This is a genomic window from Falsiporphyromonas endometrii (assembly GCF_042654485.1).
GTDB lineage: Bacteria > Bacteroidota > Bacteroidia > Bacteroidales > Porphyromonadaceae > Porphyromonas > Porphyromonas endometrii.
The window spans coordinates 57,356-80,439 of sequence record NZ_JBHSGO010000217.1; the positions used below are offsets into that span (position 1 = coordinate 57,356).

Sequence of the window (23,084 nt, forward strand, 5' to 3'; positions counted from 1 at the left end):
ATTTATTTGTTATCATCTCATTTTCAACGTAGCAATGGTAATGACTGCCAACAATAGGCCAATCAACCAAAAGCGAATAGTAATCTTTGACTCAGGTATAGGAGCCAATGGATGTTGCAACTTTGCATCTATTCCTGCATTTCCCGGCTTTTGAAAATGATGATGCAAAGGAGTCATCTTAAATATCCTTTTACCTGTTCCGTACCTATGCTTGGTATATTTGAAATAGAATACTTGAATAATCACAGACAGCCCTTCTGCTATAAAAACGCCACAAAGGATAGGAAGCAACAATTCTTTGCGGATTATGATGGCAAAAACTGCAATGATTCCCCCCAATGTAAGACTACCTGTATCTCCCATAAAGACCTGAGCCGGATAAGCATTATTCCATAAAAATCCCAAAGTAGCCCCAACAAAGGCCATAGCAAAAACTGTCAGCTCTTCGGCTCCCGGAATAAACATAATATTGAGATACGATGCCATCCCTATATGTGAGGATACATAGGCAAAGATACCCAATACCACTCCGACAATGGCACTGGATCCCGAAGCAAGACCATCCAAACCATCTGTCAGATTGACACAATTAGAGGTCATTGTCACAATAAAGATGGTCATCAATACGAATACAATCCAACCACCTATTGTCTTGGCTTCACCTTTTAGAGGAATAACCTCTGCATAATCAAAATTGTTGTTTTTTACGAAAGGAATAGTTGTTTTGGTGGACTTTGTTTCAGACTCGGAGAAATGAACATTTTCTATGGTTCCCTTATGTCTTACCTCAATATTCTCTTTGATTACAACTGCAGGACTGAGATAAAGGACCAAACCCATTACAAGACCTAAAGCAACCTGAGCAAATACCTTGTACTTACCGGGAAGCCCGGCCTTATTTTTCTTAAAGACTTTGATATAGTCATCTAAAAAGCCAAGCGCTCCAAGAAACAACGTTGTACCAATCATAAGCCATATATATACATTGTCCAGCCTTGCAAAAAGAAGTGCAGGTATGAGGATAGATATAATGATGATGATTCCACCCATTGTTGGAGTGCCTCTTTTTTGGAATTGCCCTTCAAGCCCAAGCTCTCTAATAGTCTCTCCGATCTGCAATTGCTGTAGCTTGCGTATAATCTTATTACCAAAAACAGTAGATATGAGCAAAGCAAATATCAAAGACAAAGCAGCCCTAAAAGAGACATATTGAGCCAAACGAGCGCCCGGCACATCAAAATTTTCCAACCAATCAAACAAATGGTACAACATAGATACTTTTATTTTTCAACTTTCATAAAATCCTTTATCACTTCTCTGTCGTCAAAGTGATTCTTAACTCCCTTCACCTCTTGATAAGTCTCATGACCTTTGCCTGCAACAAGAATAAAGTCTCCCTTTTGAGCCATCATACAAGCTGTACGAATAGCCTCTTTTCGATCTGTTATGCACAAAGTCTTAGACATATCATCTTCAGTAAGCCCCTCCTTCATCTGACGGATAATCTCATTGGGATCTTCACTGCGGGGATTGTCAGAAGTAAGAATAAGTATGTCAGACTTAGCCACTGCCTCTTTGGCCATGATAGGTCGCTTACCGGCATCTCTGTCACCACCGGCACCAACAACACAGATCACCCGGCCTGAGCCCTTGCATAGATTGTTGATAGTCGTCAGAACATTTACCAAGGCATCCGGCGTATGAGCATAATCTACCACTGCTGTATAAGCCTTCCGGGCAGAATGGATTACCTGAAACCTTCCATCAACCGGTCTCATCATACTTAAAACTCGCGCTGCCTCTTCCTTGGGCATACCAAGAAGAGTAGCTGCTCCAAAGACAGCCAATGCGTTGTATACATTAAAACCTCCAACCAATTGAAGAGACAACTCCAAACCATTAACTTCAATTTCTGTAGAGTCCGGATGCAATTCCAAAACTTTTCCCTTAAAGTCAGCAGGATTCTTAAGGGCATAGAAGTAATGACTTGCTTTGCAATTTTGCAACATGACCCTGCCCTTCTTGTCATCGTCATTGACCAATGCAAAAGCCTCCGATTTGAGAGAATCAAAGAATTTCTTTTTAGCCGCAATATAATTATCAACAGTCTTATGATAATCTAAATGATCACGAGTGAGATTTGTAAATACAGCACCATCAAAATCAATACCGGCAATACGACATTGATCAGCAGCATGCGAGCTAACCTCCATAAACACATACTCACAACCAGCCTGTTTCATTTTATAAAGAAGAGCCTGCAATTCAATAGGATCCGGAGTAGTATGTGTGGCAGGAATGACCTCATCATCTATATAATTACAGACTGTACTCAAAAGCCCCACCTTATGTCCGGACTCTTTGAATACCTTATAAAGCAATGTTGCTATAGTCGTTTTACCATTGGTACCGGTTACACCGACCACCTTCATCGTCTTGGATGGATCACCATGCAAGGCCGAAGCCAAAAGTCCAACTGAAGCAAGCGTATTTGACAATTGTATATAAGTCACTCCTTGGACAAGCTCGTTGGGCATTTGCTCCAATATGACACATTTGGCTCCTTGAGATATTGCCTTGTCAATATATGCATGACCATCAACATGCACGCCTTTGACTGCAATAAAGGTATCTCCATCCGAGACCGTTCTGGAATCGGAAGTAAAATTGCCAACCTCAATATTTGTATTACCTACGGTAGAAACAACTTGAATTCCTTTCAATAATTCTGCAACTGTCATTTCTTTTTTGTTTTATCTTTTTTATTTCCCCTCTTAGTCGGAGAGAGGTTGTTATTCTTTTTCTTATCTGTAAAATCCGAAGTACTCTTAGCACCTTTAGAGTTGTTTTGAGTTTTATTCCCGGATGAATGTGTATTGGAGGTAGAAACCATCGCAACTGCCTTTTTATTCGAATTTGGCTTGGTCTCGGATGGAGAGTTCTTTTCATTCGAAACAGGTTGCGAAGGGACCATGGGCTCCTCTTGAGTGAATCTGGCCTTTTCGTGCATCGGCCTAAGTGTAAGCTTTACAACCGAGTTGATTGACAGCTTTGTTCCAACCGGAACACTCTGTTCGACTACTGTACCATAGCCCGACATCTGGCATCTAAATCCACATTTTCCCATTAGATACAAAGCATCGGAAGCAGCAAAACCAGTCACATCCGGCACTACACCTCTGTTGAAAAGAATTGATTCGGCTTTGGTTTCATAATTACTACTTGGAGAAACTCGAATAAACTCTGCAGCTTGGGATTGCTTATCAAAGATTACCGAACCATTGCAATATTTGACAAGATCAACCACATTGACCTTTCTGCCACCCTGAATAAATGGGAGAGACACTGAAGGCTTCAAATACAGTGAATCTACCGGCCTACGACCGTCGATGGAAACAATCGATTCAGCCACACGCTTAACGACGCCACCACAACCTAAACCGGCACTGCCCATAGCTCTATTACGAGCATTTCTCGTCATCACTAACATTGAATATTTGGGATGATCATAAGGGAAAAAGCCTACGAAAGTTGCTTGGGTTTTCTTGGCACCTCCATCCCAATACAATGCCGTACCCGTCTTACCACATATCTCTACGATATTGCTCTGAGCTGCCTTCCCGGTACCCTTTTTATTTGTGACAACTCCACGAAGAATATCTTTTATCCACTGAATAATTTGTGGATTCTTGGCTATTTGTTCACGAACAACTTGAGGTTCAAAGTCCTCAATAACCTCATCACCTCTCTTTATCTGTGTCACAAAATAAGGACGCATAAAACGACCATCGTTTGCAATCGCATTATAAAAAGCCAACATAGAAATAGGCGGTACTTGCGTTTCGTATCCATGCGCCATCCATGCCAAAGTAGTATTGCCCCACGGATGTTTTTTATCCCCCGGGTATCTTACAATAGCATGAGAGGCCGCACCCGGAATCATCAAATTCATTGGGTCACAGATCCCGGTTTCTCGCACAGCCTTTACATAATCACGACCGGCTTCCGAGTAATTTTTTCCGTTAGTCCAAAATGCACGATAAACAAGTTTCGCTATACCAACATTACTGGACCTATACATAGCCGTGGCATAATCTATAAAACCAAATCCTGGAATACCTCGAGCTACATTCCAGTCTTTTAGGACCTGATTACCCACACGCATTCTTCCTTCTCCTACATCAACCGAATCATAGGGTGAAATATTGCTACAGTTGAGAGCAGCAAGAAGAGAAACTGTCTTAAAAGTTGAACCCGGCTCTGTCAAACTGGAGACGGCAAAGTTTCTCGATTCGTAAAACTTACCGGGCTCTGACCCTCTCTGAAGATTGGATATCGCCAATATCTTACCAGTCGCCACTTCCATAAGAATAGCCGTCGAAAAATCAGGATCGGCTTCAATCGTCATTTTCCGAAGTTCTGAATCTACAAGATACTGCTTATCCATATCTAAAGTGGTATACACATCAGCACCATTGACAGGTTCTTTGATCGTAAAAGTCAACGAGCGGCTCCCAAACTTAAATATCTTAGCCTCTCCTTTCTCACCTCTGAGTAATGAGTCGCAACTCAATTCGATACCCTGCTTTCCACGAGGCAAATCACTTCCCGCTTGGTCAGGGGTGTAAATAGATCCTATCAGTCTTTTTCCCAAAGACCCATAGGGATATTTACGACGACTTTCTATGCCATCAGGCAATGACTTCTGAAGAGGAATATAATGTTTGTCAGTAAATAGCTTATCTGATTTTATCTTCAACCATTTTGAGTATGGGATACTCATATTCACCAAAAGCACCCCTCGATTGTATTTCGACTTCCTTGCCTTTTGCCAATTTCTTCTAAGATCTGCAGCCTTAATCGGTTTCTCAGCTGTGGACAATTCTCGAGAAAGGAGTTCGGAAAGCTTATAAAGCATGCTTCGTATACTATCCTCAGGCAAGTCTTTAATGACATCCGACTGAAAATCCATGCGCAGTTTCTGTACTGTAGATTCTATGGCAAGCAATTCACCATCTGCCCCATATATATTTCCTCGAATCGGATAAATCACCTTTGTACTTGCCCGATTATAAGTAGAAGCAATCTTTCTCCACTGTTCTCCATCAACATACATTATTGACAAGGATCTGGCAACAAGGAATAGAACAAAAGCAAAGGCACAAGCCCCAAAAATACGGTACAAAGGAGCACCGAAATACCACTTCCTATGCTTAAACTTAAACGACATATTTACCTCTTACTATCTTTCTTTTTAAAAAGTACAATGGGCGGTTCTTCAGGAATTTGAAGAAGTTTTCCATCAGCATTGACCGACTCTACTAAATATGTACTCTGCTCTGCATTGGTAACCTCAGCCCTTATTAACAAGGCACGCTTTCGCTTTCCATCAAGAATTTTCTCTTTAACAGATAGATTTCTCTTTTGATCTATGGCATGATATTCATTCCAGATTGGTATAAGAAATAAGGAAAGAACATACAACCAGAATCCTATATTCTTCTTAACCCTTTCAGCAATCAAACCATCTCCTAAAAGTATCCAAAATCCATTCCCTTTCTTGTTGGAATACTCAGAGCCTTCATCTTCAATATTATCATCAGAGAGTTTTTCTCCATCCTCTTCCTCTACTTCAATATCATGATTCACATCATCCATATCATCGTAAAGAACCTGTGGAATCGGATCCGATGTTTGCTCATCGTCCCATTGAATTTCGGATTCATCAAATGTTGATTGAGATTGCTCAAATTCCTCAACATCGTCATCGTTTAAATCTTCAGATGATTCTACAAATCTATGATCCTCTTCAGATTGTATGTTTTCAATCGAACCACTCTCTACAAAATCATCCAAAGGCTCTTCGTAAAAACTGCCGGGCTCATTTTCAAACACAGTTGTCTGATCAGAAGAATCAACAATAGAGGATTCTTCTGACACACACTCATTAGACGTAACCTCCGGCAACTCTTCCGGCCCATTTTGCAAACTTCTTAACAAAGATGTTGCATCATCCGTTTCGTCTTCTTCTTTATAATTAGGGTCGTAATTATTATTCATTGATCATTGCAAAATAGAGTTATAACTTTTCTGCAATTCGGAGCTTTGCCGATCTCGAACGTGGATTAAAATCAAGTTCACTCTCTTGTGGAACAATTGGCTTTCTATTGATCAGATTCCAAGCGCAACTTGTATTTCCATAAATCAGTTGCTGAACTTGATCAATCTCTTCTTTCTGACGAAAAAAGTCCTTTACAATTCGATCTTCAATAGAGTGGTACGTAATAACTGATAAGCGTCCTCCGGGACGAAGAACCCTCTTGGCAGCTTCCAACATATCTCTTAATGCCCCCAGCTCATCATTGACTTCAATACGCAATGCCTGAAAAATACAAGCGTAAATTTTCTTTTCCTTTTGAGGTTTTACTTCCGGCTTTACAATATCCATCAGACTTTTAATTGAGTCAAATGTTTCTCCGTTTTCTCTTGCTTTAACAATTCTCATTGCTATACGATAGGCATTGTTTAACTCTCCATAATTTCTAAACACCGAAGTCAATTGCTCCAGAGAATAGGATTGTAAAACCATTTGTGCAGAAATTCCTGCCCTACTATTCATTCTCATATCCGGAGCTGGCTCATCAGCTCTAAAACTGAAGCCTCTCTCAGCTGTATCAAACTGATGAGATGAAACTCCCAAATCAGCCAAAATGCCATCAACTTTACCCACAATACCATAGTAAGAGCAAAATTGATAAAGATATCTAAAATTAGAAGGAATAAAAGTAAACCTATGATCCTTCGGACAATTGGCTTCTGCATCAGGATCTTGGTCAAATCCAAGAAGATGACCATCACTAAGACAAGAAAGTATATAACGACTGTGACCTCCGCCTCCAAAAGTCACATCAATATAAATACCTTCTCTATCGGTTATGAGTGAATCAACTGACTGATGCAACAAAACCGGGCTATGATAATCAAAATCTTGCATGTTGCTGGACACTATATAATATTCGGCTGTAAAGTTAGCCTTTTTGGATTGGCTAATCAAAGAAAAACAAAGAATAGAATTTAAAAATGCTCCATTTTTTAGAGCAAAAAAAAACTTATCAACTGACTAAATTCCATTGTCAAATTTAGAGCTTGTTTGTTTCATCAAAATCATCCCTTACATTTGTTTAAATTTAACAAATCAAGAATTGTTACATGCTATTTATCAGAAGATATTCTTCCCCGCGATTATTTGAATCTGTCAGTGTGAAACTAACCATTGATGGGCCGGATGAAATGATATGTGGTTACATTGAATTGGCACAAGTTGGAAACAAAATCCTAAAAATACTTCATACCGTTGTGACTCCAGTATATAGAGGAGGAAATATTGGGAGGCAACTAATAGAAAAAGCAATAGAATATGCCCAGATGAACAATGCCAAACTTTTGTCATCCTGCAGCTATGCCACACATTTGCTCCTAAAAGAGAAAAACGTCAATATCTTGGCCAAAGCAAGCGATTTGGAACATGAACTTAAGCTCAATCCGGCAACAGAAAGGACAGCATTTTTGGAGAAGCTTCTTAATATCCAACCCGGTGGATACGGAGAGGGCGATTTGATTATACCTTGCACTATACCGGACTTAAGACAAAAAGAACAGCTATGGGGTCCGTTCTCAAAACCCCTCCTCGAAGATCTTCTTAAAAGCAGGACTCATGATTTAAGGATGCTTGCCCTGATTGCAATGACCGAAATGTACAAGCGGAGTACAAAAACTCCTGATGTTAGAAAAGAACTATTCAATATATACACTAAACAAATAGAAGGAGTTAATAATTGGGACTTGGTAGACATATCTGCCCCTTGGATTGTAGGAGACTACTCATTCGAAAATAATGAAGCACAAGAAAAAATCGAATCCTATATTATATCTAAAGACTTATGGATAAGAAGAATTGGTATTGTGTCAACATTAGGTCAGATAAGAAAAGGTAAAACAGAGATGGCCCTCAAAGCAGTGAAGGAATCACTTGATTATCCTCACCATTTGATTCAGAAAGCCAATGGATGGATGCTGAGAGAAGTAGGAAAGAACAATAAAGAGATGCTTATTACTTTCTTAAACAAATTCAGAGAAAAAATTCCGTCAATTACATTCAATTACGCAACAGAACATCTCGATAAAGAAACAAAGAAGCTGTTTTGAATATTATGTTGTTCAAAGCAGCTTCCTGAATAATAAAACACTATTACTTTTTTGCATGTACCCCATCCAGATAAAGTTGATTGATTTGATCCGCTATAACCCTTCCATCAAACTGCTTGACATGTTGTTTACCGAAGTCAATCATTTGAGATCTAAGAGTTGAATTGGAGACTAACAAGTTTAATTTCTCCGCAAGCTCATCAACATTATCCGGATCAACATAAAAGGCACCTTTGCCCCCGGCTTCTTCAAGACAAGAGCCCTTCGCTGCCACAACGGGCACACCCATCACCAAAGATTCTATGACAGGGATACCGAATCCCTCAAATCTTGACGGGTAAATAAAAACTTCAGCTCCGGCATAAAGAGCCTTCAGTTCGTCATCAGAAAGATTAGATGGTCTGATTATACGATCAGCAACTCCTAACTGCTTAGCTTCATTCATAACAGACTTACTATATTCCGTATCACGTCCAACAATAACCAATTGATACTCATTGGGCAGATTAGGAAGTGCTTTGATTGTCATACCAAAGTTCTTACGCCACTCAAATGTGCCAACAGACAAAAAGTATGGACGACGAATATGAAGTTTAGACAAAACTTGTCCAATAGCATCCGAATCAATCGGTTCATAAAACAAACTTCTACAACCTTGATATACAACCGTTATCTTTTCTTTTGGCAAATGATAATATTTCAATAAGTCGTTGTAAGTCATTTGACTAATCGAAATAATATAATCTGAAAATCTCGTACAAGATTTCTTATACTTCAAGTGATAAAGAAATCTGTCAATAGGATTATATGCCTTTGGGAAGCGTTCATATATTAGATCGTGCATAGTCAAAATCCTAAAGACTCTATCAGAGATTCCTACCGGAAGTTCATTGGACAACCCATGAAAAACATCCAATTTCAATTTCTTTGCCACTTTTGCTATACCAAAAGTACGCCACAGACTACCTTTAAGCATTCCTTCCGGATAGACCATCTTTACTGAAGGATGAGAGGATATATCATCATAAAGATTCATATTTCCCCTATGAGGAGCAAAAAGATAATAAGTATGCTCCGGGTGAAACTCAAGCAAAACTCTCAGGACAAAACGGCTATAATTGCCAAGACCTGTATTATTAGCCACCAATCTCTTGGCATCAAATCCTATTCGTAGTGATTCCATTAAAAAGAAAGTGATTAGCGTCTTGTCTGACAGTTATCAAGTCCGTTTTCTGTACGCTTTATTCCCTTAACGTACACCTCATATGCCAAGTTTCTTAAATGCTCAACATTTGCTCTGGATCGTTCTTCATGACAGACATGATAAAGAACACCGCCAAACTTCAATGCACGTTTATGAACACCTGAATTTAATAATCTGAAGGACAACTCATTATCTTCGTGTCCCCAGCCTTCAAACGATTCATTATACCCATTTACCATGCGTATGTCTTTCATAAAAAAAGACATATTGGCACCTCTCACCCACCAAAGATTATTGATATGATATCGACTTGCCAAAAAGTCCCTTAAAAGTGGTACTCGTAAAGAGTTTAGTTTATGACTAAATGGCACAGAGATTAAGTTGGTGGAAAAAGACGTTGTTGAGAGTAAAACCTCAGAATATTCTTTAGGCAGGTTGACTCTACTACCTGCTATAAAATATCCCTCCCTGGCTACGGCCAAGTGATCTTGAATAAAATGCCTCTCCATAATACAATCTCCATCAATTTGTATCAGATAAGGAGATTCGACCTGAGCCAAAGCTTTATTCCTGATAGCTGCAGCACGGAAGCCACGATCTTCATGCCATACATGCTTGATGGTAACTCCATCCGGACACTCCAATTTTAATTTTTCGATAGCTTCACGAGTCGGGTCTTTGGAACCATCATCCGCAATAACAATCTCACGAGGAAGAATTGTTTGTTGGAATATACTTCTTACTGACAATGTTAAGACCTCAGGCCAATTATATGTAGAAACAAGTACTGCCGAATCCACAATAGAGTTATTTTTTGCCATATTACAAATCAGATCCATCAAAACCAAACGGGAGCATCAGCCGGTTGTCTTCAATAACAATCGTATTCTTCTCGCCACAAAGATAAACTTCATAGGGTTGATTCTGTCTTACACTCGTCTCAAGCATCACCTGTCGACATGCTCCACAAGGGCTTATCACCTCTACTCTTTCTTTAGGAGAATATGCTACCAAGACCAGCTTCAATATCTTAGCATCAGGGTACTTTGCTCCGGCATAAAATAAAGCAGTTCGTTCTGCGCAAAGGCCGGACGGATAAGCTGCATTTTCTTGATTACTTGCCGAAACAACCTCTCCATTTGACAATTGCAATGCAACGCCTACTCTGAAGTTTGAATATTTGGCATAAGCCAGTTGAGCCATCTCAATAGCTTTTTGCTCTAACTTCAACAATTCCTCTGACATCTCTTTACGAGCAATCACAGTGTAAGGAATCTCAATCGTTTTCTTTTGACAATTCATTTTCCTCTGAATTTATTTATTGATTAATGATCTGATTGGCACCCTTTGTAGTGGGTATTGCCGGCAATTGTTGTTGATTTTTTGAATGTGATTTTTCCTCTTTGTTCGCCCTATCTTTAGGCAATTTATCATCAAAATTTCTCTTTTTCCATTTCTTAGCCATTCGTTCCCAATACTCTTCATTGAGACTTTTCTTTTTCTCATCTTCCTTAAACTTAACCTTTCTGATATCTTTTGGTTTTTGCTCTTGAAGAGGATCCGCTGTCGGGTTCCATTGCTCACTAACCGTCCAATTAGCTTTAGAAAGCAATTCTTTAGGATAATAATAGACCATCTCCGGCTCATTGTTGGGATAGTCTCCAACATCCCAACGCCCATTATGGTTGGTGTCGATATAAAGTTTAGCATACCATTTACCCGGCTTAACATACGGGAATATAACTTCGCCATTACCACTTGCCCGCATTACATCTACAGGCTTGTCCTGTCCATCCAAAAGCAATACTACATAAGTGCTATCTGCACCCGCAATATTAAGTTTAATCTTTCCAAAATCTTTTTCAGATCCGACTTTCAACGAATAATCAATAGGTAAGTTTACCTTTCCTGTATAAGAATGTAATTGGGCTGAATCGACTCTAAACGTATAAGTGTGATCAAACTTCCAAGGAGCAGAAATATAATATGTCAATTCATCGTTCTGCTTCATTTCTATCTTATAGTCTGTTAATCTAACCTTCGGAATAGTCGTGTCCGGAGCTATTTCGTAGACTGTTAAATATTGATCAACCGTTTCTTTAAGAGGTTCTTTGAATGAAATACAGACTGTATCAGAAGGTGTTTTTGAAAGAAATCCATCCAAAGAGGCAATCTTTGATTCGAAGAAGGTTCGCTTACGTCTCTCCTCTTCTGCTTGTTGAGCCTCTTTCTTAAGCTGCTTCTTTGATTTCTTTTTTAAACTCTTCTTATCCTCTTTTTTTTGCTGTTGCGCTACCGGTTTCGGTTTTCTCAATGTAAGCGTATCTGTCTTTATGTAATTATGATTAAGAGAATCCAAAGTAGCATACGATACATGCATTACGATGCTATCTGCCTCAATCAAGTTTGGAGAAAGAAGGTGATAAGTTAGCTCTTTGAGGTTATTCTCAACGCATACAACATCCGGATAAGGCCTTGGGGGTATATTTCGAACACACGGCAATGCTGTGCTATCATCACCACACTTCATATCAAGTAAAGTGTAAGATTCCTTAGGCTTGTGATAATCTACAATACTTATCTTTGGAAGAGAATCAAGCATTTTATCAAAAGATAAACGAATCGTAGAAGAGTCGGACCTCTCAAATGTAAGTAGCTTCTGTATTTTCTTTTCCGGCACGTAATATCTCAAAAGCAAATTATCCGGCAAATAGACATATTTTGACAGTGAATCTCTATTTAATCCTATAGAATCAGAACGACTCAAGACATCAGCACCGCTCAGATTTGATCTATCATTTGACAATGTATGAGGTTCATTTCCATCAGTAGCAGTTTCATCAATAGTTGAGACTTTCTTCAATTGATTGTTAGCATCCTTATTCGGACCGGACAGAGATTTTCCTAACAATGAATCATTCTTAGATAAAATAATGGAGTCTGTCTTTAACAGTGATGAATCGCCTTGAGCAGATGTCACCTCCAATTCTGATCCGGCCACCCTGGCACGAAAGCTCTCTATAGAGTCATTATCTTCCCTCGGATAAACCATCGTATGATAGGTATCCTTCAAGAATGCCAACCCCTCACCGGTGGGAGATAACATATAATTGCGATCTAAGTCTTGAATAGCGTAAACTCTGTAAGTAGAGTCAGGGATATTGATAATAGAAAACTGCCCCTTTTCAGAGATTGCTCCAACTCTGAAAAAAGGCAGTTTATAAATAGATGAATCAGCCAAGTTAGCATGAACGCCAATCCTAAGATCTTTTACCGGCTCAAGCGTCCAAGCATCAATTACGTAGCCACTCATCTTCATCGAGTCTACATAATCACCGGTAGAAAATGTATAGTAGAAATTCTCAATCGGTGTATTCTCATTATAATCACAAATTGCATCCGTAAAGTTCACAACATAAGTCGTATGATCCTTCAAGCTATCTTGTAAACGAACAATAACAGACTTGCCAGCAGCCAAAATTTCAGGAAAATCAACCTGTGGAGGAGACACAACAACCTTATTCATCTGATCTTTGACTTGGACAATCTCGTCGAACTTCAGAACTATCTTCTTGGGTTTGACCCTCACACTCCCATCCAAAGGTTTTGACGCCAACAAGCGCGGTGGCGTCTCATCATAAGGCCCTCCTTCAGGAGAAGTACGATTGGCACACCCCGAGATAAAACCTACCAACAAGGCAAAAAGAAGGACAAAAACGGGGAGAGTTTCTTTACGAATGCTCATCTGCCTTATTACAATGCTTTACGAATTTTCTCGGCTACTGCAGCCAACTCCTCTTGCGAAGGATTTAACTTACTCTTGCCAAAGTGAATATCCTCTTCTTTCATCATGGGAACCAAATGAATATGGGCATGAGGAACCTCTAATCCAATTACAGCCACACCTACCTTACGGCATGGTATAGACTTCTTAATGGCAGCCGCTATCTCCTTTGCAAATACCATCATTCGACCCAACTCGCTATCTTCAATATCAAAGATATAATCAATCTCTTTCTTAGGAACGACCAATGTGTGCCCCATATTGAGAGGATTGATGTCCAAGAATGCATAAAACTCTTCGTTCTCTGCAATCTTGTGTGAAGGTATCTCTCCACGAATTATTTTAGAAAAAATTGTTGCCATAACCTATCTATTTAATGTTTGAGCGAAGATAAAAAAATCATCCGAATCATATAGAGATATTCACAATCTCCAGTACCTGTTTGCCTCCCGGAGTCTGAATCTCAGCCTGATCTCCAACCTTCTTTCCCATAAGGCCTTTAGCAATTGGAGTATTAACAGAAATTTTACCCTCCTTGATATTAGCCTCAGAATCAGAAACAAGCGTAAAAGTCATTTGAGCACCATTCTTGACATTCTTGACAACAACCTTGTTTAAGATTTGTACCACATCGGTCTGAACAGAACTCTCATCAATTATACGGGCATTAGCCAAAATACCCTTGAGCTGACTTATCTTGCCTTCCAAAATACCTTGTGCCTCCTTAGCTGCATCATACTCAGCATTTTCGGATAAGTCTCCCTTATCTCGAGCTTCTGCTATTTGACGTGAGATCTCAGGTCTCTGAACGCCCTCCAATTCATTTATCTCGGCTACCAGTTTATCGTAGCCTTCTTGCGTCATATACGTGTATGCCATCTTTCTTTAATTTAGTTTTTCTGCATTAAACAATAAGTTCCATACGTCTTTATAGACAAAGAGGAGCACACCTTCCATCTTATTTATTGGCAGGGGCACTCACTCAGTTTGTAAGTCTTTTCACGTACGAATGTCCTACAAAGGTAACAATTATGTTGGCTTATTATCTCATAATAGGTTAATAAGGTGTTTCGAATATATTGAAAAATAAAACCCAAAGGACCTCTTATAGTGCCATATATCGGACTACATTTGGTAAATTTGTGGTGAGCTTCCCTTAGGAATCCTCATTAAGAATTTATTAAATCGTATGGATATTAAGACCCGCTTAGTCTACACATTCATGAAGAGTCGCATTCGAGCTATCGAAAAAAGCTTCGAAGAGCCTATGGAGACTCAGGAAACTCAACTCCGACTTATTTTAAATGAAGTAGGCAAGACTATATATGCACGCAAATTTGGACTCGACAATAATTGTTCGATTCGGACTTTTCAAGATCGTTGTCCCATTAATGATTATGAAAGTCTTAGCAGCTATATCATTGATATGATGCAAGGGCAAAAAAATGTATTGGTTCCGGGCAGATGTGATTGGTTTGCACAATCAAGTGGTACCACCTCTTCCAGGAGTAAGTATCTGCCTGTTCCTCGCAAACATCTTCAACAATGTCATTTTAGGGGTGGAAGCGATACACTTTGGATTTATCTTAACAATCGTCCTGACAGTCACTTCTTCAACACCAAGGGTCTTGTATTAGGAGGCAGTTTCAAACCCGTAAATATTGGACTTACAGCCAAAGCCGGTGACTTATCTTCTATTTTGATTGAAAAAATGCCAAGACTTGGCAATTGCATACGTGTTCCGCACAAGAAGGTCCTTCTGATGAATGAATGGGAAACTAAGATGGAGGCAATTGTCCAAGAGGTCAAAGACGCTAATGTAGGGAGCCTTAGTGGTGTCCCTTCTTGGATGTTGGTAATGATTAAGAAAGTGTTGGCAACTAAAGGATGCGAGAATCTTAGTGAAGTTTGGCCCAATTTAGAAGTGTTTTTCCATGGAGGTATCAACTTCGACCCTTACCGAGAAATTTATAAGGAGCTAATTCCATCTCAACGCATGCAATATATGGAGACCTTCAATGCATCAGAAGGTTTTTTCGGAATCCAAGATGATCCGTCCATATCTTCCATGAGGCTCATGCTTGACTATGGTGTATTTTATGAATTTATACCTTTTGACGAAGTTGACTCTGAACAACCCTCTACCCTTACACTCGACAAGGTTTCTCTACACACACCTTATGCAATGGTCATTAGCACTCTGGGAGGATTGTACAGATATAAGATAGGAGATCTTGTTAGCTTTGATTCTCTCAATCCTTATCGTATAAAAATATGTGGGCGAACCAAATGTTATATCAATGCTTTCGGAGAAGAACTTATGGTTGATAATGCAGAAAAAGCCATTACAGAAGTCTCCAAACTTTTTGACACCTCCATTATAGAATATACAGCTGCGCCTTTACTAATGAAAGAAAAAGGCAAAGGGCGTCATGAATGGTTGATAGAATTTGATTCAGATATGCTGGATAAAGCAACACTTCATCTTTTGGAAAGCAAATTAGACGAAAAACTTAGAGAACTCAACAGCGATTATGATGCCAAACGTTATAAGGACATGACACTTCTTCCTCTTAAAATAACTCAACTTCCCAGAGGCACTTTTCATCAATGGCTCGAAAGAAGAGGAAAGTTAGGAGGACAACACAAAGTCCCAAGACTATCCAATACTCGCAACTATTATGACAGCATCCTAAAAAGCTATCAAGAATTGACTCAAAAATAAATCATCATGAACCCACTTAACATTATCAACAAGTACTACAAAGAGAATTCAGAACTACACAACATCTTACTTAAACATAGTAGTGATGTTGCAGAGTTTGCATGTAAACTTGCGAGAAACTACCAAGCCGATTCATTGGATATCGATCTTGTTTACGAAGCCTCCATGCTCCACGACATAGGGATCTTCCTTACTGATGCAAAAGGAATCCAGTGTTTTGGCAAAGAGCCATACATTCTTCATGGTAAATTGGGAGCTGAAATCTTGAGAAAAGAGGGATTGATGCCACATTCATTAGTAGCCGAAAGACATACAGGTACAGGTCTATATCCTGAAGAGATAATCGAACGAAAACTTCCACTCGAATCAAACCATATCTACTACCCTGTCAGCAATGAAGAGCAAATTATATGCTATGCGGACAAATTTTTCAGTAAAACCAAACTAAATCATATGAAGAGTTTGGATGAGGTTAGAAAATCCATGGCCAAATGGGGCAAAGAGAGTGCCGAAAGATTTGAAAAACTATACATCAAGTTTGGGCTCTAAAAAGAAATTTGTAAAGACTCCGAATGAATTCACGATTACTTCTTTGAATGAATAACATCCCCCTTAAATGTTGGGATGCTGATATGATAACGCACGGAGACGATACGAATAATCACAACCGACAAGACACACAAAAGTTGAATAATAGGCAAAGGAGCAATATCAAAATAGTACATAAATATATAGAAGTGTCCCCCGAGAACACAAGCTATGGCATAAATGTCTTTTCTGAAAATAAGGGGGACTTCATTGATTAAGATATCTCTCAACATACCTCCAAAAGAACCGGTAATTGTACCCATAATAATTGCAAGCCACCATGAAAAGCCAGAGTCAATAGTCTTCGCAACTCCAACTACTGTAAACAGGCCTAATCCTAAAGCATCAAATAAGAATAAGGTATTATCCAACCTAACTAAAGACCTACAGAAGACAATCGTAAATAACAAAGCCATTCCTGTGATAATCAAATAGGATGGTTGCGTCATCCAAAATGGGGTAAGATCAAGCATCACATCGCGGAGTGTACCGCCTCCTACAGCTGTAACAAAGCCTACGACATATGCACCAAACCAGTCAAATCTTTTTGCTGCAGCCAAACGAATACCACTAATGGCAAAAGCGAAAGTACCAAGGTAATCACACCACATCATGAAATCTGTGGCGTTAGAGGGAATGTTAAACATTTATACTATCAATTAAAAACAACTTGCCCAACTGCACCATTAAATGCAAAATACAAGTGTGACATTAAAATAGGATTTCAAAGCAGAGGTCGTCAATCGAAACCTCTTGACATGAATACCCATCTTCATTATACCAAAATCACCTTTTTAGAGCCTCTCTAAAGACCTCAGCATCTTCGCAAGCAGGCTACAGTCCACAAAAGTACAACAAAAGAAAGACGATACAACAATCAAAAGAGGGTTTATACCCAAAGATAACTCCAACAAGATAGCATTAATGAGACCTCATCGCCCCATACATTTCCTAAAATGCTCCTCTTAACAGTATAATCAGGGATTATGTATACATTTAAAATAAGCAGAAGTGAAATATTGACACCTAATGACAACGGGTCTATATCAAGAGTATTCTTCTTGACACAGACCCGTGCAACTTATAAAAGTAAAACTATAAAGTTGTTCTAAGTAACTATTTCTTTAACAATATTACTGAATTAGCCTTGGGCAAGCAATTTCTTAGCGCAAGCAGCAATCACACTGCCTTCAGCCTTTCCGGCCAATTTCTTCTGAGCAAGCCCCATAAGCTTACCCATCATCTTCATATCACTAATACTGTTTTCTTCCATCAACTTTTTCACAACAACCATCACCTCATCTTCAGACAGCATTTTCGGGAGAAATGTAGCTATCACTTCAGCCTCAGCCAATTCGCTTTCGGCAAGTTCAGGTCTACCATTTTCAGTGTAAATATTGGCAGACTCTTTGCGTTGTTTATGCATCTTCTGCAATATCTTTAGTGCTTGATCGTCATGAAGAGTTCCATCAGAACCTTTCGCTGTGATAGCTTCCAGGAACTCTTTTTTAATACCGCGCAAGGCTTCAAGTCTTACTTTATCTCTTTGCTTCATGGAGGTTTTGATACCTTCATTTACTTCTTCGAATATGCTCATAATATTTTTAATTGTTGTCGTTAATATATAAAGTTAGGCAAATCTTCTTCTGTAATCTCGGTCAATATTCTCTTTGACCTCACTTGTGGGCTTGAAAACATCGGCAGAATCCATTCGATCGACAAGAGACTTATCATCCGAAGATTTGGCTGTAGGAATATAGACATTCACATTGACCAAAAGATCTCCCCTGCCATATCCATGCATCGCAATACCTTTGCCTCTCAGACGAAGCACTTTACCCGGCTGAGTACCCGGTTCAATCTTCACCTTAGCTTTTCCATCAAGGGTGGGTACTTCAACAGTACCGCCTTTGATTGCCAAGGGAACAGAGATGACCAGATTATATATCAAGTCATTGGCATTACGAATCAGATTTTCATCCGGGATCTCTTCAACCAAAACGAGTAAGTCGCCATCAACACCTCCCTGTGGAGCGGCATTACCTTTGCCTCTGATATTGATTTGCATTCCTCCGGTCACCCCAGCCGGAATATCAAAGCTAACATTGGCTTTCTCCAGAACTACACCTTTGCCATGACAATGCGGACATGGATTGGTAATAACCTGGCCGGTACCCTGACAATCCGGACAAGGAGTCTGCGTCTGAACTCTTCCAAAAATAGAGTTCTGAACAGAAGTTACATATCCCGACCCATGACACCTATCACAGGTCTTGACTCCATTGGCATCTTTGGCTTTAGATCCATGACACTCACTACATTTGACATACTTGTTGATTGCCACAGTCTTACTAACACCACTGTTAATCTCCTTAAGGGTAAGTTTGACTCTAATTCTCAAATCTGAGCCTCGCTCCCTTCTCTGCTGAGAAGATCCTCCAAAGCCGCCAAAACCTCCAAAGCCCCCTGAAGAAAAGCCGCCAAAACTACCACCTCCGCCATTATTGAAGATGTCTCCAAACATAGAGAAGATATCATCGAAAGACATTCCGGCTCCGCCAAAGCCTCCGCCACCTGCAGCGCCATCGACTCCGGCGTGACCAAACTGATCATATCTCTGTCGCTTATCGGGATCGCTTAAAACGCTATATGCCTCAGCAGCCTCTTTAAATTTTTCTTCGGCCTCTTTATCACCCGGGTTTTTATCAGGATGGTACTTGATTGCAAGTTTGCGGTATGCTTTCTTAAGTTCAGCATCAGAAGCACCCTTGTCAACACCTAATATTTCATAATAATCTCTTTTTGCAGCCATTGTATCCTCCTATATTATTGTCCAACAACAACTGCTGCAAATCTAAGAACCTTATCATTGAGCATATACCCGGTACGCGTACAATCGATGACCTTTCCAACCATCTCTGGGTTCGGAGCCGGCACCATAGCTATGGCTTCAAACAAGCTATCATCAAAAGTTTCACCAATAGCAACAATTGGTTTTACCCCCTGCGTAGAAAGGTAATCCATAAACTTCTTATGAATCAATTCAATGCCCTCAAAAATTGCTTTTGAAGCCTCGTCAACGGCATTCATATTGCTTATGGCACGCTCCATATCGTCAACTACAGGCAACAACTCCTTCAAAGCCTTCTCCCCACCATACTTAATAAGATCGCTTTTTTCTTTAAGAGTTCTTTTGCGATAGTTATCAAACTCCGCCATCAAACGGATGTGATCATTTTTAAGAACATTAAGTTCCTCAGCGATCTTCTCTTCATCAGTCAGTTCGGGAGTTTCAGTTGTCTCATTTTCTTCTGGCTGATCCACTGTCTCCTTTTGTTCTGTAGCTTCGTCATTCAATTTTTCTTCTTGTTCGACTTGCTCTTTCTTAGATTCTTGCTCGCTCATATTGTCATTTTCTTTTATTTTCTGATTAAGAGAAGACGCACTATCCTTTCTATCTTTATGAATACTATTATCAGTTCCTTTGAAACAGGTTTTGTTGTGCTTATTTTTCTTCTTCATTTTACTTTTCCTTTCTATCTTTCTTTTCTATACAAATATGATACCAAAAGACAGATTTGTATGAGTTGACAATTAGACAAAAACATTTGAGGGCCTTGTCTACGATGACACAGCCCTCAAAATATCACTAAATCATTAGCTCTATAATCCTACAAGCCATTAACTACATTCATTATCTGATCCCCCAAGCCGATAGTATAGCCTTGGGTTACAAAAACCACTCGATTGAAAGTATCAGCAATAATGAAGATAGGCAACTGATCCTTGAGCTTTAATTTCATATTATCAACTATCTGGGAAGCAATTCCATCTGTATCTATCCCAAAAACGACATCCTTTGGTAACCCTTGAAACTCAAGGAAATTAAACTTCTTACACTTATCCATAGTTGGGAATAAAAGCACAATCTTTCGACCCCAAGATTCCAATTTACATTTCAATGCGGCAATATCTTTGAGGGCATGATTAGTCGGTTCCTGACCGGGACCAACAATTCCGATGACATAATAACCTCTTCCACAAGCGGACAAAACTGATTCTTTTGATAGCATCCGGGCCTCCTTACCGGGACAAGTAACAGGTGTAAATAAAGACTCTGAATTGAAATTTCCAATCACTTGAACCTGATCTTTGCTCTCTCTCAGCTTAAGATTTATCACTGTTTCTTCACCCTCCTTCACAACAAATGAGGTCATATTGGCAAGAACTCCTCCATTAGCCAAACGCATTCCGGTAACCATAACATAGTAACCGGCTGCAAGATCCAAAGGTTTTTTTAGAAGATTTTGCCATGTAGTACCATTCTCATCATAAGACAAAAGCTTGAGCTGACCATTATCAAATTTTGAAATCGTAAAATGGCTATAATATTTAGGGTTGTCTACAATATTATTTGGCTCATAAGTTGCTCTGAGTTTGCCTTGTGGCACAATTGCAGCAGTGGCAGGACCTTCAAAACTAACTTTATAAACATGATTTCCTTTCCGGTACATTACCTCATCGGTCACCTCATCAATCCAAGCACTGATACCACAACTTCTGGCCACAGCAACGAAGAAGGAATCCAACGATTTAGAATCTGCAACTTTTGAAGTCCAGACTCCTTCAGGCGATTGCGGTATTCTTTGAGCACTCAATGAGTCATTGACAGAGATATTTACCTTACACCACTGAATTAATCTTTGTGGATCTTCTCTATAAGATTTTGCTTTGGAGGGATCAATAACCTTTTTAAAGAATGACTTATAGCACGTAAGATCTTCATACTTAATTCTGGGATTAAGCAAATGACAATCATAATCCTCTCGCCCATCATTATCTATTGTATACCAGAGATGATCATTAAGCACTTCGATAACAATGTCTCTTAAATCCTTATCGGAAAGAGAATTCAAAAGATGTACTGCTTTATCAAGTGTACCCTTCCTATCTGATTCTTCTAAAAACATCTCCAAGACAGAATGATTGCCTCTCGATTTTATAAGAATATCTATCAACGATTTTCTAAGTTTATCTGTCAAAGGACTTTTTAAAGAAGAGACAAATTGAGAAGCCGTTTCATTTGTTAAGAATGTGGAAGTATATGCTGTTCGAATAGAATCTTCTTTAGACAAACGATTGTCATTGACTTTTCTTTGTTCAGCCGTCACCTGTGGCAAATTGGCAGATTCTTTAGGTGGTACAATATCAAAATCAATTGAAAAGAGATCTCCTTCACAATGTTTAAGAGAAACCGTTATCTCTTTTTGTTTTCCAAAAGAAACTCTTGCAAAACCAAATCGACCTTCCTTAGATGCCCATACGATCATATCACCTCTACCCGCTGTCAAAGAACAATGACCTTGAGCATCAGTAATTTTCTTTGCAACAGAATAAAACTCAGCATAATTGTACAGCTTAAATTCAACCAACGCTCCGGCTACCTGATTACCCAAAGAATCCACAACATGGACAGAAACTGCAGAAGTAGGAGCATAATTGGATATGACATTTATTTCAGTATAATTGGCGGTTTTGCTCATTACTTCCTCAGGACCATTATATCGACCAAAAACCTTCGTATGCATCAACATGCCTCGACTGGCAGGAGCATTGAACCAGGCCAAATTGAGAACAGGCTCCGGCTCACAAGCACCCAAGAAATACCATTTACCATCTGCCCAAGCCTCTACCCAAGCATGATTGTCATCTGTATGAGCCCAGCGTGGTGTGTATACCTGACGAGCAGGAATACCGACACTCCTAAGAGCTGCAACCAAAAAAGTAGATTCTTCTCCACATCGACCATAGGCAGTACGACATGTAGCCAACGGAGAACTCGTTCTGGCATCAGAAGGAGTATAAATAGCCTTTTCATGACACCAATGATTGACCTCCAAAATAGCTTGATACATAGGAAGATCCTTTACCCTATTCTTCAGTTGATCATAAAATACTACACAACTGCTATCGAGATGTTCGTTATTGACCCTCTCAGGCACTACAAAATGTCTATACAGAAGGTCAGGCACTAACTTACCCCAAGGCATTTCTCGACGAGCCCTCTCTGCCGCTCGAATATTCATAAGATGGAAACTACCCGGATAATCCACTATATCCGCAACAGGCATATAAGCATACAGAAACTGCATAGCTTCCTTCTCGTAGGGAGACATTTTTGATTTAGAAAAAACATCAAAATGATGACCATGCGAAAGCATAGCTTTTTTTTGATTAAAATCGGCTTGAACAATCTTTCTATAATCCTTCTGCACAAGAAAATGAGATTGGCTCAATGAAACGGAAGGAATAAGTCCAAGCACAAAAGTCAATAAGAATGTTGATAACTTCATGCTGTGTCTTTAATTTAATAGGACAACCTTTCACACAATAAAATGACATTTTATAAGCTCATAGAAAGGCACAAAACTTTCACAAAGTTATTCTTTCTTAACAATAGTTCGTTAAAAAATATCCAAGCCTAAGCGGCTCTGGCAGTAAATAAAATGAGTTCTTTGAAAAGTTTGTCAATAACTTGCGGGTCTGGGCTAATCCCAAACACGCAAATAAATCGTTCA

The 23,084-nt window shown here is 39.4% G+C and carries 19 protein-coding genes and 1 pseudogene; 3 read left to right on the top strand and 17 right to left on the bottom strand.

The window, feature by feature from the left end; all coding sequences use genetic code 11:
• Positions 1 to 12: 12 nt before the first annotated feature.
• Genes mraY through rsmH form a run of 5 tightly spaced genes read right to left on the bottom strand, consistent with a single transcriptional unit; the run spans position 13 to position 6,994 of the window.
• On the bottom strand, positions 13 to 1,272 hold the full coding sequence (gene mraY, locus ACFO3G_RS09865) for a phospho-N-acetylmuramoyl-pentapeptide-transferase (RefSeq protein ID WP_380080430.1): 1,260 nt from the start codon (positions 1,270 to 1,272) through the stop codon (positions 13 to 15).
• Between the two features lie 8 nt (positions 1,273 to 1,280).
• Positions 1,281 to 2,741, bottom strand: a complete 1,461-nt coding sequence (locus tag ACFO3G_RS09870; protein ID WP_380080432.1) for a UDP-N-acetylmuramoyl-L-alanyl-D-glutamate--2,6-diaminopimelate ligase — start codon at positions 2,739 to 2,741, stop codon at positions 1,281 to 1,283.
• Positions 2,738 to 5,230 (bottom strand): penicillin-binding protein, encoded by a 2,493-nt coding sequence (locus tag ACFO3G_RS09875; RefSeq protein WP_380080434.1) that lies wholly within the window; start codon positions 5,228 to 5,230, stop codon positions 2,738 to 2,740. The genes ACFO3G_RS09870 and ACFO3G_RS09875 overlap by 4 nt, the downstream gene beginning before the upstream one ends.
• 2 nt (positions 5,231 to 5,232) lie before the next feature.
• Complete coding sequence (locus tag ACFO3G_RS09880) at positions 5,233 to 6,060, bottom strand: FtsL-like putative cell division protein (protein WP_380080437.1); 828 nt, start codon at positions 6,058 to 6,060, stop codon at positions 5,233 to 5,235.
• Between the two features lie 19 nt (positions 6,061 to 6,079).
• Entirely contained in the window at positions 6,080 to 6,994 is a 915-nt protein-coding gene (rsmH, locus tag ACFO3G_RS09885; protein WP_380080439.1) for a 16S rRNA (cytosine(1402)-N(4))-methyltransferase RsmH, read from the bottom strand.
• Between the two features lie 266 nt (positions 6,995 to 7,260).
• Between rsmH and ACFO3G_RS09890 the strand changes: the two genes are divergently transcribed.
• The gene (locus tag ACFO3G_RS09890; protein ID WP_380080441.1) at positions 7,261 to 8,205 is read left to right on the top strand and encodes a GNAT family N-acetyltransferase; all 945 of its coding nucleotides are present in this window, start codon (positions 7,261 to 7,263) and stop codon (positions 8,203 to 8,205) included.
• Positions 8,206 to 8,248: 43 nt separating this feature from the next.
• Here ACFO3G_RS09890 and ACFO3G_RS09895 read toward each other — a convergent pair whose 3' ends face one another.
• From ACFO3G_RS09895 to greA, 6 genes are read right to left on the bottom strand one after another with little or no spacing between them, the layout of a single operon-like run.
• Positions 8,249 to 9,388 carry a glycosyltransferase family 4 protein gene (locus ACFO3G_RS09895; protein WP_380080443.1) on the bottom strand — a complete coding sequence of 380 codons (1,140 nt, stop codon included), beginning with the start codon at positions 9,386 to 9,388 and terminating at the stop codon, positions 8,249 to 8,251.
• A gap of 14 nt (positions 9,389 to 9,402) precedes the next feature.
• The gene (locus ACFO3G_RS09900; RefSeq protein ID WP_380080445.1) at positions 9,403 to 10,230 is read right to left on the bottom strand and encodes a glycosyltransferase family 2 protein; all 828 of its coding nucleotides are present in this window, start codon (positions 10,228 to 10,230) and stop codon (positions 9,403 to 9,405) included.
• Position 10,231: 1 nt separating this feature from the next.
• Entirely contained in the window at positions 10,232 to 10,711 is a 480-nt protein-coding gene (cdd, locus tag ACFO3G_RS09905) for a cytidine deaminase (RefSeq protein ID WP_380080447.1), read from the bottom strand.
• Between the two features lie 16 nt (positions 10,712 to 10,727).
• Positions 10,728 to 13,154: an Ig-like domain-containing domain gene (locus ACFO3G_RS09910; protein ID WP_380080449.1), complete on the bottom strand. Its 2,427-nt coding sequence runs from the start codon at positions 13,152 to 13,154 to the stop codon at positions 10,728 to 10,730.
• 8 nt (positions 13,155 to 13,162) lie between these two features.
• Positions 13,163 to 13,555 carry an HIT family protein gene (locus ACFO3G_RS09915; protein WP_380080451.1) on the bottom strand — a complete coding sequence of 131 codons (393 nt, stop codon included), beginning with the start codon at positions 13,553 to 13,555 and terminating at the stop codon, positions 13,163 to 13,165.
• Between the two features lie 46 nt (positions 13,556 to 13,601).
• A complete protein-coding gene (gene greA / locus ACFO3G_RS09920; protein ID WP_380080453.1) occupies positions 13,602 to 14,072 on the bottom strand; it encodes a transcription elongation factor GreA in 471 nt (156 codons plus the stop codon).
• Between the two features lie 310 nt (positions 14,073 to 14,382).
• On the opposite strand from greA, the gene ACFO3G_RS09925 reads away from it, so the two are divergent.
• Positions 14,383 to 15,918 carry a GH3 auxin-responsive promoter family protein gene (locus ACFO3G_RS09925; RefSeq protein WP_380080455.1) on the top strand — a complete coding sequence of 512 codons (1,536 nt, stop codon included), beginning with the start codon at positions 14,383 to 14,385 and terminating at the stop codon, positions 15,916 to 15,918.
• Positions 15,919 to 15,924: 6 nt separating this feature from the next.
• Positions 15,925 to 16,467, top strand: a complete 543-nt coding sequence (locus ACFO3G_RS09930; RefSeq protein WP_380080457.1) for an HD domain-containing protein — start codon at positions 15,925 to 15,927, stop codon at positions 16,465 to 16,467.
• A 35-nt stretch (positions 16,468 to 16,502) separates the two neighbouring features.
• On the opposite strand, the gene ACFO3G_RS09935 is transcribed toward ACFO3G_RS09930, so the two are convergent.
• The 6 genes and pseudogenes from ACFO3G_RS09935 to ACFO3G_RS09960 form a co-directional block, all read right to left on the bottom strand.
• Positions 16,503 to 17,153, bottom strand: coding sequence for a trimeric intracellular cation channel family protein (locus ACFO3G_RS09935; protein ID WP_380080459.1), 651 nt, complete (start codon positions 17,151 to 17,153; stop codon positions 16,503 to 16,505).
• Between the two features lie 494 nt (positions 17,154 to 17,647).
• Positions 17,648 to 18,103, bottom strand: a complete 456-nt coding sequence (locus ACFO3G_RS09940; RefSeq protein WP_380080461.1) for a GatB/YqeY domain-containing protein — start codon at positions 18,101 to 18,103, stop codon at positions 17,648 to 17,650.
• Between the two features lie 33 nt (positions 18,104 to 18,136).
• Complete coding sequence (dnaJ, locus tag ACFO3G_RS09945; protein ID WP_380080463.1) at positions 18,137 to 19,318, bottom strand: molecular chaperone DnaJ; 1,182 nt, start codon at positions 19,316 to 19,318, stop codon at positions 18,137 to 18,139.
• A 14-nt stretch (positions 19,319 to 19,332) separates the two neighbouring features.
• Positions 19,333 to 19,911 (bottom strand): nucleotide exchange factor GrpE, encoded by a 579-nt coding sequence (locus ACFO3G_RS09950; protein WP_380080469.1) that lies wholly within the window; start codon positions 19,909 to 19,911, stop codon positions 19,333 to 19,335.
• Between the two features lie 266 nt (positions 19,912 to 20,177).
• Complete coding sequence (locus tag ACFO3G_RS09955; RefSeq protein ID WP_380080465.1) at positions 20,178 to 22,859, bottom strand: transglutaminase-like domain-containing protein; 2,682 nt, start codon at positions 22,857 to 22,859, stop codon at positions 20,178 to 20,180.
• A 128-nt stretch (positions 22,860 to 22,987) separates the two neighbouring features.
• Positions 22,988 to 23,084 (bottom strand): annotated as a pseudogene (locus ACFO3G_RS09960) (transposase); the annotation flags it as partial.